Genomic DNA, 12,807 nt, shown 5'->3' on the forward strand with positions numbered 1-12,807 from the left:
GCTAACTCCTTACAGGGCCGGTTGCGGGGTGCCGGTGACATGCGCCGGCAGCGCCTCGACGGCGGCGCGGGTGGCGCGGCGGTCGCTGTTCAGGGGGATGTCGTAGGTAATGCGCGCGCCGAAGGCGTTCGGCGCGTGTGGGTCGATGCGGGTCTTGTCGAACACCAGCAGGCGGGTGCCGAGGCTGAAGCCCTCACTCAGATCGTGCGTGACCATAAATACGGTCAGCTTGGTCTCGTTCCACAGCTCAAGCAGCAGGGCGTGCATGTCCTTGCGGATGCCGGGGTCGAGGGCGCCGAAGGGTTCGTCGAGCAGCAGCACGCGCGGCTTCATGATCAGCGCCTGGGCGATGGCCAGGCGTTGCTGCATGCCGCCGGAGAGCTGGCTGGGGTATTTGTCCAGGGCGTGGCCGAGGCCGACTTTCTTGAGGATAACGGCCGCCTGTTCGCGGGCTTCGCGCTTGGCGCCGCCGAACAGGCGACCGAGCAGCGGTGAACGGGGCAGCTCCAGGCCGATGGCCACGTTGTCCAGCACGGACAGGTGGGGGAACACCGAGTAACGCTGGAATACCACGCCACGGCTGCTATCCGGCTCGCCAGCCAGTGGTTGGCCGGCCAACAGGATTTCACCCTTGCTCGGCCGTTCCTGGCCCAGCAACAGGCGCAGGAAGGTCGACTTGCCGCAGCCGGATGCACCTACAAGCGTACAAAACTCACCCTCGTTGATGCTCAGATTCAAACGCTCAAGTACGACCTGATCGCCATATTCCTGCCAGACGTTTTTGACTTCGATGAAGGCGCTCATGCTTTCGCTCCTTCATACCAGGGGAATAGCAGGCGGGTGGTCTGGCGCAGGCCCAGGTCCATCAGCCAGGCAAGCAGGGTGATCCACACCACGTACGGCAGGATCACGTCCATCGCCATGTAGCGACGTACGAGGAAGATGCGGTAACCCAGGCCGTCGGTGGCGGCGATGGCTTCGGCGGCGATGAGGAACAGCCAGGCCGAGCCGAGTACCAGGCGCAAGGCGATCAGCAGGCGCGGCAGCAGCTGCGGCAGCACCACGCGCAGGATCAGGGTCCAGGTGCTGGCGCCGAGGGTCTGCGCCTTGATCAGGATTTCCTGGGGGATTTCACGGGCGCGCTGTTCCAGATCGCGGGCCAGCACGGGGGTAATGCCGATCACGATCAGCATCACCTTGGAGAGTTCGCCGAGGCCGAAAACGATAAACAGGATCGGCAGGATCGCCAGCGGCGGCACCATCGACAGCACGGTCAGCAGTGGCGACAGCGGCGCACGAAACAGTGGCAGGATGCCGGCGGCGATACCCAGGCACAGGCCGACCAGGGCGGCGATGCCGATGCCCATGCCGAGGCGGGCCAGGCTGGCGGCGCTGTCCTGCCAGAACAGGTACTTGCCGCTGCGCTTGTCCTCGGTAAAGGCTAGGCGGTCGATGGCGTCGGCCATCTGGCTGGCGCTGGGCAGCAGCTTGTCGTTGGGGTTGTCCGTCAGCCGCGCCGCCGAGCCCGTGAAGTAGGCGAACAGCAGCAGGGCGAAGGGCAACAGGATCAGCAGCAGGCGGCCGCCGCGGTCCGGGTGTCGGTTGATCAGGCGCATGGTGCTCCTCAAGGTTGCCGATGGTTCCCACGCTCTGCGTGGGAACCCGGAGCTGGACGCTCCGCGTCCACAAGGCTGAGACGCGGAGTGTCTCGGGCTGCATTCCCACGCGGACGGTTCGACGCCTCGACGTGGGAACGATCGACCCTACGACGTGCGGTCAGAGCGTGCCGTCGGCTGCCATCTGCATGTAGGCCGGATCGAAGCGCAGCTTGAGGTTGCCCTGGTCGCCGGTGGTCACGTTCTTGGCGAAGCCCATGCCGATGGCGTCGGCACTCTTCGCGCCTTCACCGAGCAGACCGTGGCTGAAGGAGAACTCGGCCACCTTGGTCATGGTTGCTGGCAGTTTCGGGCTGTTGGCGAAGGCCACGGCATCCTTGGCGTTGTAGAACATCTTGGTCGCTGCCAGTTGCGCTTCGTAGCCGGCCAGGTCGGTGCCGGAGGCCTTGGCCATGTGCTCGCGGGCGGCCTTGCCCTCGGCGGTGTCGGCACTCATGGTCGCCATGATTTCGTACCAGGCGCCGGTCAGGGCTTTGCCCAGGGCGGGGTTGTCTTTCAGGGTGTCGCTGTTGACCACCATCAGGTCGATGATCTCACCAGGGATCTGGCTGGAATCGAACACCTTGGTCACGCCCGGCGTGGCTTCGATTTCGGCCAGCAGCGGGTTCCAGGTGGCGACCGCGGTGACGTCATCGGTGGCGAAGGCGGCGACCATGTCGGCGTCGGAGGTGTTGACCACCTTGAGGTCTTTTTCGCTGAGGTTGGCCTTTTCCAGGCCGCGCGCCAGCAGGTAGTGGGAGACGGACAGCTCGACCAGGTTGACGTTCTGGCCCTTGAGGTCGCCGAGGGTCTTCTTCTCGCCCTTGAGCACCACACCATCGTTGCCGTTGGAGAAGTCGCCGATGATCAGCGCGGTGGAGTCGACGCCACCGGCGGCCGGAATGGTCAGGGCGTCCATGTTGGTCATGGTGCAGCCGTCGAACTGGCCGGCGGTGTACTGGTTGATCGACTCGACGTAGTCATTGAGCTGCACCACATCGATGTTGATGTCGTACTTTTTCGCCCATTTGTCGACGATGCCTTCGGCCTGGCCGTATTCCCACGGCATCCAGCCGGCATAAATGGTCCAGCAGACGCTGAAGTCGGTCTTCGGGGCAGCGAGGGCGGGGAAGCTCACAGCGGCACACAGGCCGGTAGCGATCAGCGAGGACAGCAGAGACTTGCGCATGGGTAGACCTCCAGTTCTAGGGAATACGGGCAGGAGCAGCGCGGCACGAGCCTGGCTAGCCAGGTGGCGCGTTCTCCCGGGCTTTTATCCCGCCGTGTAACCCCGAACGAGGTCGCCAACTCTCGGACCAGTCACTTGCCGTGCGGCGAGCCGGAACCCTAGTCAGCCATTGCAAATTGTCGTGCCGCGCCCCTTGCGGGGTGCTTCTGCATGTTTTAGCTAAAGCGAACATCGTGCCAGCTGGCGCAAAGCCTTTGGCCTGGCGCTTTGCGTGGCGAGCGTGGTGATGGAAGGGATGGCTGGTTGCGCCATCCTGGTGCGCGATGTTCGTTGTTGGTGCCAAGGTGCGACCTTGGTTGCGCCAATCGCGGATAAAGTCGCAGCCACAACAGCCTGTTAAAGCTTGGCTTCGGCGGCCTGCTGCATATAGCTGGGGTCGAAGCGCAGCTTGATCTGCGCCGGGTTGCCCAGTATGCGGTTGCCGCTGAAGCTGATGCCGAGCAAGTCCAGGCCGTTGCCCTGGTTGCCGAGCAGATGATGGGCGTCGGCGAACTGGGCGACCCGCTCCATCAGCGCCGGCATCTTGTCGCTGCTGGCGAAGGCGTGCGCCGAGCGTGGCGAGTAGAAGGAACGGATGGTCTTCAGCTGCAGATCGAAGTCTTCCAGGGTGGTGCCGGCGGCGCTTGCCATTTGCGTGCGTGCGGCCTTGCCCTCGGCGGTCGGCATGCCCATCAGGCGCATGCCTTCGAACCAGGCACCGGTCAGCGCTTTGCCCAGTTGCGGGTACTGGCTCAGGGTGGCGCTGTTGATCACCAGCAGGTCAAGGATTTCGCCAGGGATATGGTGCGAGCTGAACACCTGGGTGGTGTCGCCGTCCTGGCGCAGGTCGGAGAGGATCGGGTTCCAGGTCACCACCGCATCGCCCTTGCCGCTGCGCCAGACCTGGGCCAGATCTTTGTCCGAGACGTTCTCGATGATCACGTCGCTTTCCTGCAGGTGCGCCCATTCCAGGGCGCGGCCGAGCAGGTAGTGGGAGACCGAGTTTTCCACCAGCAGGATGGTCTTGCCCTTGAGGTCTTTGATGTCGCGATTGCCGCCACGCACCAGGATGCCGTCGGCGCCGGCGGAGAAGTCGCCGACGATCAGCGCGGTGGAATCGACCCCGGCCGCCGCCGGAATGGTCAGGGCGTCCATGTTGGTCATGGCGCAGGCGGCGTAGTCGCCTGCGGTGTACTGCTCGATGGAGGCGACGTAGTCCGGCACCTGCTCGACCTCGATCTGGATGCCGTACTTCTTCGCCCATTTGTCGATGATGCCCTGCTCGGCCATCTGCCCCCAGAGCATCCAGCCGGCGTAGATCGACCAGCAGACCTTGAACTTGGGGGGTTCCGCGCTGGCACTGAGTGGTTGCAGGAGTAGCAGGGCGAGCAGGCAGGGAAGCAGGGCGCGTAGTGACATGGGTAACCTCAGGCGGATTAACGAAAGGCGCACGGGATCGCGGCAGTCATGTGCTGCGCGTTCTCCCGGGCTTTTGTCCCGCCGTGTAACCCCGACTGAGGTCGCCGACTCTCGGACCAGTCACTTGCCGTTCTGTGCAGAACGGCGAGCCGGAACCCTAGTCGACCATTGTGTTGCGCTATTGAGGCGACTCCATGTGCCGCGGCAATCCTGTGCAGCGGCTGCATAGCGAATGGCGTGCCAACCTGTGAAATAGCCGTATGGATGTGAGCGGGGTCTCGTTATGACACATCGAGTTGCAGCGGTGAGCACCGTAATAGAGCGGTTGGCGGGTCATTTCAGTGCGCCGGGCATGGAAATGCATGGATACAACTTATCGAACCTGAGGTCGCTGCACTTCAGAGCTGGGGGCGTGGTCAAACACAGTGGGAGCAATCCCAGGTGCCGACATTCGTCGGCGCCGTCCCAGCGGTCGAAGGAGGCCGCCATGTCCAGTCGATCAATCCTGTTTGCAGTATTGGGCCTGACCTTGAGTGGTTGTGCCGTTTCTGATGATGGTCATTACTACGGCGGCTATTACGGCGGTAGTAGCTATAACGTGCAGCGTTATGAGGTGTATCCGACATACCCCACGTATCGGGTTTACCGCTATGAGGATGACCGCCGTTACAACTGGCACCACGATCGCTATCAGGAGCGGCGCCACCATCACTATACGCCGGGTTACGACGGGCGCTATGGCTGGCAGGGACATGATCGTCGGCATGATCGCCGGGATGAACACCGCGGCCATGAGCATGCGCGGCCGATACCCAATGTCCACGGCTACAAGCCATCGCGTCACGATGACAACCGCTACCAGCAGCGTGAGTACGGACGTAATCAGGCGCTCTCGCTTCCTAAGCCCGGCAAGCATTACCAGATCCCGCGTGAGGATCGGTCGCGCCATAAGCAGCGGTATGACGAGAGGGAGGTGCGTCGAGAACGCAATTAGCCTGGTCAGTGGCTGAGCATGAAAAAGCCGGCCTGCCAAATGGCAGGCCGGCTCGGTTTTGGCCACCTTGCGCGGGCTCCGTCGCGGCCTCGAAGGAAACGGCAACAGACCCTAGAGGATGACTTTGTCGCGCAGCTTCTCGGCGGCGTGGTTGAGCGCCTGGATGACTTTCTCCTTGTCGTAGTTCTGGATGCCGTTGGTATCCAGGTACATGGAGAAACCGGGCAATTCGTGCTCGACATAGCTGGACTTGGCGCCCAGGTCGCGGCGGAAGTCCACCACTTCGTAGATCTGCACCGGGCGACTGAAACCCTTGACCGTGATCTGGCCCTTGTCGCGGCACATGATCACGTCCTTGATCAGTGAGTAGGCCTCGTGGGAGATCAGGATCTCGCCGGCTTCGGCCGAGCTTTCCAGGCGGCTGGCCAAGTTCACTTCACGACCGATGATGGTGTAGTCCATGCGCGTGTCGGCGCCGAAGTTGCCCACCGTGCAGTAGCCGGTGTTGAGGCCCATGCGGATTTCCAGCGGCTTGGTGATGCCCTGGGCACGCCACTGCTGGCGCAACACTTTCATGTGCTTGCGCATGGCGATGGCCATGGACACGGCGTTGACGGCGTCCTGCTTGGCGCCCTGGGTCTTGGGGTCGCCGAAGAACACCAGGACGCTGTCGCCGACGAACTTGTCGATGGTGCCGCCGTATTTCAGGGCGATTTTCGACATTTCGTTGAGGTAGGTGTTGAGCAAGTCGGTGAGCTGTTCGGCTTCCAGTTCCTCGGACAGCTCGGTGAAGCCTTTGATGTCGGAGAAGAATACGGTGAGTTTCTTGCGCTGGGTCTCCAGGCGCACGTGCTTCTTGCCGCTGAAGATCATTTCCCAGACTTGGGGCGACAGGTACTTGGCCAGGTTGCGCGCCAGGCGAGCGGCTTTTTCCTGCTCCTTCTTGATCTCGCTGCGCACCAGGGTCAGGCGTTGACCCTGGGCATGTACGAAGAAGGCGGTGATACAGATATACAGGGTGGCCAGCAGGATGCTGACCATGGCCACCAGGATCGGCGTGGTCGCATTGATTTTCGGCTGCAACAGGGCGGTGTTCAAGGCCATGCTGCCAGCGGCGATCAGCAGGGCCAGGCCCATGTAGCGCAGGCCACCGGAGATCAGCGCACTGAAACTGAGGGTCAGCAGGATCATCAGCCCCGGTACCACCGAGAACCCCATCAGCACGGCGGCAGCGCCTGCATGGGCGGAGTCGATGAACAGCAAGCTGAGGCGCGTCTGCTGCGGATAGTCCTGCTTGAAACGGTTACCCAGGTGATGGGCCAGGTGCGGATAGAGCAGGGCGTAGGGCACCATCCACAGGATGTCGTAGGCGAAATGCTGGGTGTAGGTGCCGGCGGCGATGCTGGCGGCGGTGGCGATGTAGGCCAGCACGCGTGAGTAGTATTCGCGCAGCAGCGGGGCGGACTGAACCTGGGCAGGTAACTTCATGAAGTGAAACGATCCCCGATGTTTTTCTGACGCTTCTAGGCGAACGTTCAGAGGGTTTGCAAAACCTGAGCCAGTGGTATGGCAGGTGGGGGATCATAACCAAGCGTATGCTCGGCGGCCAAGTGCGACTGCCGAGTGGTGATTTTTCAGGGCCTGTCCGGTTCAGGCGCGGCACTGAGCAAGGCACGCGCCCACACGCCCGGATGACAGCGCAGCAGCTCCAGCCGGAAGGCCGTGCGGGCCTGCAGTCAGAAGCGGATACGCCCGGTGAAGGCGTCCTTGAGCATCACCCAGTCGCCCATCAGGCTGTACAGCGGGTACTGGAAGGTAGCGGGCTTGTTCTTCTCGAAGACGAAGTGGCCAACCCAGGCGAAACCGTAACCGGCGAAAGGCAGGGCCAGCAGCCAGAGCCATTGCTGAGTCAGCAGGCTGTAGCCGAGGATGCCCAGAACCAGCAGGCTGCCGACATAGTGCAGGCGCCGGCAGATATCGTTGCTGTGTTCCTGCAGGTAGTAGGGATAGAACTCGGCAAAGCTCTGGTAGCGTTCGGTGGGTGCGGCGCTCATGGCGTACCTCCTGTCATTGTCGACAGACAGTGTAGGGTGGCTGTCTTCTGCGGCCAGTGACATACAGTGCCAGTTTAGTATCCTTGCGCCGCCAGCCAGCGCTTGAACAGAACAAGAATCAGCCTATGAGCGAACGTACCACTTCATCCAGTTGGGCTTCCGGCATCGTTGCGGCGCTGGAGCTGGGCGGCGTCGACTGCCGCAGCCTGTTTGCCCGCCTGGGCCTGGATTACGCGGCACTCAGCGATGCCGATGCGCGCTTCCCGCAGGATGGCATGACCCGCCTGTGGCACCTGGCTGTGGAGGCTTCCGGCAATCCGGCGATCGGCCTGAACATGGCGAAGACCCTGCGTCCGTCATCGTTCAACGTGGTCGGCTATGCGGTGATGTCCAGCCGCAACCTGCAGGAGGGCTTCACCCGTCTGGTGCGCTATCAGCGGATCATTGGCGAGGGTGCCGATCTCAGCTTCCACCCCACGCCAGAAGGCTACGAGATCGTTCTGGCCATCCACGGTGATCGCCTGCCTTCCGCAAGCCAGAGTGCCGAAGCCTCGCTGGCGTATTCCCTGGCGTTCTGTCGCTGGCTGACCGGCAAGCCACTGAGTCCGCGTCTGGCCAGCTTCATGGGCCCGCCGCCAGCGGATATGCAACCCTACCGTGAAGTATTCCAGTGCCCGCTGAAGTTCAATGCCGAACGCTATGCGCTGTTGTTCGAACGGGCCGACCTGGATGCGCCGCTACCTTCGGCCAACGAGGCGCTGGCGCAATTGCATGACCGCTTCGCCGGCGAATACCTAGCGCGGTTTTCGGAGAGTCGGGTCACCCATCAGGTGCGTCAAGTATTGTGTCGTCTGCTGCCGCAGGGGGAGCCCAAGCGCGAGACCGTGGCGCAGGCGTTGCTGCTGTCCGAGCGCACCTTGCAGCGCCGCTTGCAGGATGAAGGCACCAGCTATCAGCAATTGCTCGACGATACGCGCCGCGAGCTGGCCGGCCAGTACCTGGCCCAGCCCAACCTGACGCTGTTGGAGATTTCCTATCTGCTCGGCTTCGCCGACCCGAGTAATTTCTTCCGCGCATTTCGCCGCTGGTTTGACCTCACGCCAGGCGAATACCGCGCGCGGTTGTAGGGTTTGATCCAGCCGGCAGCATTGCGCTGATCGGCTGTCAGCCCTCTGCGCCAGACGCAGAGGGCTATCCATTCAGCCGACGGTCACCTGCGGCATGGTCGGCATGGTCACGGTCTGCTCGGCGCGCGGGGCGAGCACTTCGGCTTCGCCATCGACCACTTGTTCAGCGTTCTGGTTGAACACTCGGGTAGCTAGGCGTACGCGGCCTTTGGGCAGCTTTTCCAGCACTTCCAGTTTTACCGTCAGGGTGTCGCCCAGCTTCACCGGGCGGGTGAACTTGAGTTGCTGGCCGAGGTATATGGTGCCCGGCCCCGGCAGGCGGCAGGCGATGGCAGCGCTGATCAGGGCGCCGCTGAACATGCCGTGGGCGATACGTTCCTTGAACATCGTCTCAGCGGCAAAGGCGGCGTCCAGATGGACCGGGTTGTTGTCGCCGGATACGGCGGCGAACAGCTGGATATCACGTTCTGAAACTGTCTTGTCGAAGCTGGCCTGCTGACCGACTTCGAGGGCTTCGTAGGGGATGTTGGTTACCTGGGTCATGGGATCTCCTGGGTAGGCGTGGGGCACGTTCGGCTGCGGGCCAGGGCCGCGTTCAGCCAGTCGTGCAGGTGGCGGGTCACTTCGTCGCGATTGCTCTCGTTGAGCACTTCGTGGCGTGCGTCGGGATAAATCTGCAATTGCACATCTTTAATGCCGGCCGTGCGCAGGGCACCGGCCAGATCGGCAAGACGCTTGCCCTGGCTGACCGGGTCACGCGAGCCGCCGGTCACCAGCAGCGGCAGGTCGCTGTCGATCTGCGCCAGGTTGTCGACCTGGCTGATGTACTGCATGCCACCGAGCAAGTCGATCCACAGCTGGTTGCTGCAGGGGTGGCCGCAGAGTGGATCATGGATGTACTTATCGACTTCTGCCGGGTCGCGGCTGAGCCAGTCGAAGGCCGTGCGGTTGGGCTTGAAGGCCTTGTTGAACGAGCCGAAGGAGAGGAAATCGATCAGCTTGCTGTGGCCACCCGGCCCCTGACGCCAGCGTTCGGCACGGGCGATCAGACCGGCCAGCTTGTATAGCCCCGGCGACTGATAGTTGGAGCCGGACAGGATGGCGCCCTGCAGGCTGCAACTGTGCTGCATCAGGTAGGCCTGGCCGATGTAGCTGCCCATGCTATGCGCCAGCAGGAAGATCGGCGCTTGCGGGTGCTGCTGGCGGATATGGTGATTGAGGCTGGCGAGGTCGCCGACCACCTTGCTCCAGCCGTCGCTATCGGCGTAATGACCGAGTACGCCGCGTGCAGCGGTGCGGCCGTGGCCGCGTTGGTCGAGGGCATACACGGCAAAGCCGTCGGCGACCAGGCTCTCCGCCAGGCGCGCATAGCGGGCGCTGTGCTCGGCCATGCCATGGGCGATCATCACCACGGCCTTGGGCAGGCTCTCGCCATGCCAGTGGTTGACCAGCAGGGCGCTGCCGTCCGTGGCGTTGAGCCAGAAGTCTTGGTGCTGCATGGCGGGTCCTTGTGCCCAGGATGTCGCGGCATTGTGCATGGGCCGGGCGGGGCAGGCCAAGTACTGTTCAGCGCACTGGAGTGGTGTGGCGCTGGAGAATGCGGGTGTACTCGCCGCTGCTGTGCAGTTCGGTCAGGCCGCGGGCGAAGATGGCTGCCCAGTCCGGTTGGCCGGGTTTCTGCGGGGTAAAACCGACAAATAGCGGAATGCGCTCCAGGGCCGGCTCCTGCCAGCGCAGGCGATTGCGCAAGGCGTCGTCCTGATTGATCAGGTAATCGCCGACGGTACGCTCCAGCAGCACCAGGTCGAAACGCCGTGCCGCCAGCTTGCGCAGATTACTGATGTCGTCCACCGCTTCTTCAGGGCTGAAGCCCGAGCGCAGCAGGTTGGGTGGGTAGCCATAGCCGCGCACGATGCCGACGCGCTGGCCGCGCAGTTCACTCAGGCTCTGGTAGGCCACCGGTTTGCTCTTACGCACGAAAAAGCCCAGTTGGCTGTAGAACAGCGGGCGCGAGGCGATCAGCTGTTCCTCGATGATCTCCTGCGGCCACAGGGCCAGCGCGCCCTGGTAATTGCCGCTGCGTAGCTCTGCGCGTACCCGTGCCCAGGGCAGGAAGTCTATTTGCGCGACATGACCCTGGGTGGCGAATGCGCGCACGGTCAGCTCGACGATGCTGCCGCCGGCTGGCAACACCTGCGAGCAGTATGGCGGGTATTCCAGAGTAGCCAGGCGCATCTCTGCCGCCACCGGCAGGCTTAGGCACAGGGTGAACGCTAGGGAGTACAGACTCAGGCGCATAGGAGCGGGTCGGGATGACAGGCTATTAGCTATAGCTCAATAGAGGAGGGTCTGTTTCCGTTTCGCTCGCGGCCGTGAAGGAAACGGGAGTAGACCCCAGGGATCGCCCTGCAATCATTGGCAAAATTCATACGGTCAATGAGTCGGTCGTGGGTATTTGCCTGCGCCCCTGGAGCTGTTAAGTTCCGGAGCAGCCCGGCTGTTGTCTTTACGGCCGGTTAGGATTTTCAGGTCAAGGGGAATAACAACAATGCAACCTGACTTTTGGGACGACAAGCGCCCGGCTGGGGTCTCCAATCAACTCGATCTCTCCACCTACCGTTCGGTAGTCGAAGTGTTCGAGCGTTCCTGCAAGAAATTCGCTGACCGCCCGGCGTTCAGCAACCTCGGTGTCACGCTGACCTATGCCGAGCTGGAGCGCCATTCAGCGGCGTTCGCCGGCTGGTTGCAGAAAAACACCGATCTAAAGCCCGGCGACCGTATCGCCGTGCAGATGCCCAATATCCTGCAGTACCCGATTGCCGTGTTCGGCGCCATGCGCGCCGGCCTGATCGTGGTCAACACCAACCCGCTTTACACCGTGCGCGAGATGCGCCACCAGTTCAATGACGCCGGTGTGCGTGCCCTGGTTTACCTCAATACCTTCGGCAAGTCGGTGCAGGAAGTGCTGCCCGATACCCCGATCGAGTACCTGATCGAAGCGCGCATGGGCGATATGATGCCCAGCCTCAAGGGCTGGCTGGTCAATACCCTGGTGAAGAAGGTCAAGAAGCTGGTGCCGGACTACAGCCTGCCGCAGGCGCTGTCGTTCAAGGACGTGCTGCGTAACGGTCGCGGTCATGCACTGAAGCCGGTCAAGGTCGCTTTCGATGATGTCGCCGTGCTGCAGTACACCGGCGGCACCACGGGCGTGGCTAAGGGCGCCATGCTGACCCACGGCAACCTGATCGCTAACATGCAGCAGGTGCATAACTGTTTGCAGCAGACGGGCGAGGATGGCCAGCCGCTGATGAAGGAGGGCGGCGAGATCATGATCGCGCCGCTGCCGCTCTACCATATCTATGCCTTCACCGCGAACTGCATGTGCATGATGGTCAGCGGCAACCACAACGTGCTGATTACCAATCCGCGCGACATTCCGGGCTTCGTCAAGGAACTCGGCAAGTGGCAGTTCTCCGCGTTTCTGGGGCTCAACACCCTGTTCGTGGCGCTGATGGACAATCCCGAGTTCAAGAACCTCGATTTTTCTCGTCTGAAGCTGACCAACTCTGGCGGTACCGCGCTGGTCAAGGCCACGGCCGAGCGCTGGCAGCAGATGACTGGTTGCGCGATCGTTGAAGGCTACGGCCTTACTGAAACCGCGCCGGTCGCCACCACCAACTGCTACGGCAAGCTGGCGCGCCTGGGTACCGTAGGCATTCCGGTGGCCGGAACTGCACTCAAAGTGATCGATGACGACGGCGTCGAGCAACCAATTGGCGAGCGTGGCGAGCTGTGCATCAAAGGCCCGCAAGTGATGAAAGGCTACTGGCAGCGTCCGGAAGCCACCGCCGAGGTACTGGACGCCGACGGCTGGTTCAAGACCGGCGACGTGGCGGTGATCGACCCGGATGGTTATGTGCGCATCGTCGACCGCAAGAAGGACATGATCATCGTCTCCGGCTTCAACGTGTACCCCAACGAGATCGAGGATGTGGTCATGGCTCATCCGAAGGTCGCCAGCTGCGCAGCCATCGGTGTGCCGGACGAAAAATCCGGCGAAGCGGTCAAGCTGTTCGTTGTACCGCGCGAGGGCGGGGTCAGCGTGGAAGAGCTGAAGGCCTTTTGCCGGGAGAACTTCACCGGTTACAAGGTGCCCAAGCACATCGTCTTCAAAGACGCCTTGCCGATGACGCCGGTCGGCAAGATTCTTCGTCGCGAACTGCGCGATATCGCTTAAAAGCCCTATGCTGCCTGCTGTCCGGAGAAGTTTTCCGGACAGTCAAGAAAATGACCACTCAAGGTTGGGTGGTCATTTTTATGACCGTTCGGG

12 protein-coding genes and 2 riboswitches are annotated in these 12,807 nt (G+C 62.4%); of the genes, 3 read left to right on the top strand and 9 right to left on the bottom strand.

The window, feature by feature from the left end; translation table 11 throughout:
• Nucleotides 1-9: 9 nt before the first annotated feature.
• The 4 genes from H3H45_RS15315 to H3H45_RS15330 form a co-directional block, all read right to left on the bottom strand.
• The gene (locus H3H45_RS15315; protein WP_182834592.1) at nt 10-804 is read right to left on the bottom strand and encodes an ABC transporter ATP-binding protein; all 795 of its coding nucleotides are present in this window, start codon (nt 802-804) and stop codon (nt 10-12) included.
• On the bottom strand, nt 801-1,616 hold the full coding sequence (locus tag H3H45_RS15320) for an ABC transporter permease (protein WP_182834593.1): 816 nt from the start codon (nt 1,614-1,616) through the stop codon (nt 801-803). The genes H3H45_RS15315 and H3H45_RS15320 overlap by 4 nt, the downstream gene beginning before the upstream one ends.
• 160 nt (nt 1,617-1,776) lie before the next feature.
• The gene (locus H3H45_RS15325; protein WP_182834594.1) at nt 1,777-2,844 is read right to left on the bottom strand and encodes a putative urea ABC transporter substrate-binding protein; all 1,068 of its coding nucleotides are present in this window, start codon (nt 2,842-2,844) and stop codon (nt 1,777-1,779) included.
• A 71-nt stretch (nt 2,845-2,915) separates the two neighbouring features.
• Nucleotides 2,916-3,017, bottom strand: a riboswitch (guanidine-I (ykkC/yxkD leader).
• Between the two features lie 223 nt (nt 3,018-3,240).
• A complete protein-coding gene (locus tag H3H45_RS15330) occupies nt 3,241-4,302 on the bottom strand; it encodes a putative urea ABC transporter substrate-binding protein (protein ID WP_182834595.1) in 1,062 nt (353 codons plus the stop codon).
• A gap of 60 nt (nt 4,303-4,362) precedes the next feature.
• Nucleotides 4,363-4,474: riboswitch (guanidine-I (ykkC/yxkD leader) on the bottom strand.
• Between the two features lie 315 nt (nt 4,475-4,789).
• Between H3H45_RS15330 and H3H45_RS15335 the strand changes: the two genes are divergently transcribed.
• A complete protein-coding gene (locus tag H3H45_RS15335) occupies nt 4,790-5,296 on the top strand; it encodes a hypothetical protein (protein ID WP_182834596.1) in 507 nt (168 codons plus the stop codon).
• 111 nt (nt 5,297-5,407) lie between these two features.
• On the opposite strand, the gene H3H45_RS15340 is transcribed toward H3H45_RS15335, so the two are convergent.
• Both H3H45_RS15340 and H3H45_RS15345 read right to left on the bottom strand, forming a co-directional pair.
• The gene (locus H3H45_RS15340) at nt 5,408-6,784 is read right to left on the bottom strand and encodes an adenylate/guanylate cyclase domain-containing protein (protein WP_182834597.1); all 1,377 of its coding nucleotides are present in this window, start codon (nt 6,782-6,784) and stop codon (nt 5,408-5,410) included.
• Nucleotides 6,785-7,032: 248 nt separating this feature from the next.
• Nucleotides 7,033-7,350 (bottom strand): Mpo1-like protein, encoded by a 318-nt coding sequence (locus tag H3H45_RS15345; protein ID WP_182834598.1) that lies wholly within the window; start codon nt 7,348-7,350, stop codon nt 7,033-7,035.
• 125 nt (nt 7,351-7,475) lie between these two features.
• Here H3H45_RS15345 and H3H45_RS15350 point away from each other — a divergent pair, with 125 nt between their 5' ends.
• Nucleotides 7,476-8,477, top strand: a complete 1,002-nt coding sequence (locus H3H45_RS15350; protein WP_182834599.1) for an AraC family transcriptional regulator — start codon at nt 7,476-7,478, stop codon at nt 8,475-8,477.
• Nucleotides 8,478-8,549: 72 nt separating this feature from the next.
• Here the strand turns inward: H3H45_RS15350 and H3H45_RS15355 are convergent, their stop codons facing one another.
• From H3H45_RS15355 to H3H45_RS15365, 3 genes are all read right to left on the bottom strand, one after another.
• Nucleotides 8,550-9,020, bottom strand: a complete 471-nt coding sequence (locus H3H45_RS15355) for a MaoC family dehydratase (RefSeq protein WP_182834600.1) — start codon at nt 9,018-9,020, stop codon at nt 8,550-8,552.
• Entirely contained in the window at nt 9,017-9,976 is a 960-nt protein-coding gene (locus tag H3H45_RS15360) for an alpha/beta hydrolase (protein ID WP_182834601.1), read from the bottom strand. The genes H3H45_RS15355 and H3H45_RS15360 overlap by 4 nt, the downstream gene beginning before the upstream one ends.
• A gap of 67 nt (nt 9,977-10,043) precedes the next feature.
• Nucleotides 10,044-10,775, bottom strand: a complete 732-nt coding sequence (locus H3H45_RS15365; RefSeq protein ID WP_182834602.1) for a substrate-binding periplasmic protein — start codon at nt 10,773-10,775, stop codon at nt 10,044-10,046.
• 250 nt (nt 10,776-11,025) lie between these two features.
• On the opposite strand from H3H45_RS15365, the gene fadD2 reads away from it, so the two are divergent.
• On the top strand, nt 11,026-12,714 hold the full coding sequence (gene fadD2, locus H3H45_RS15370) for a long-chain-fatty-acid--CoA ligase FadD2 (RefSeq protein ID WP_182834603.1): 1,689 nt from the start codon (nt 11,026-11,028) through the stop codon (nt 12,712-12,714).
• Nucleotides 12,715-12,807: the final 93 nt, after the last annotated feature.

The sequence above is a fragment of the Aquipseudomonas guryensis genome (assembly GCF_014164785.1).
GTDB lineage: Bacteria > Pseudomonadota > Gammaproteobacteria > Pseudomonadales > Pseudomonadaceae > Aquipseudomonas > Aquipseudomonas guryensis.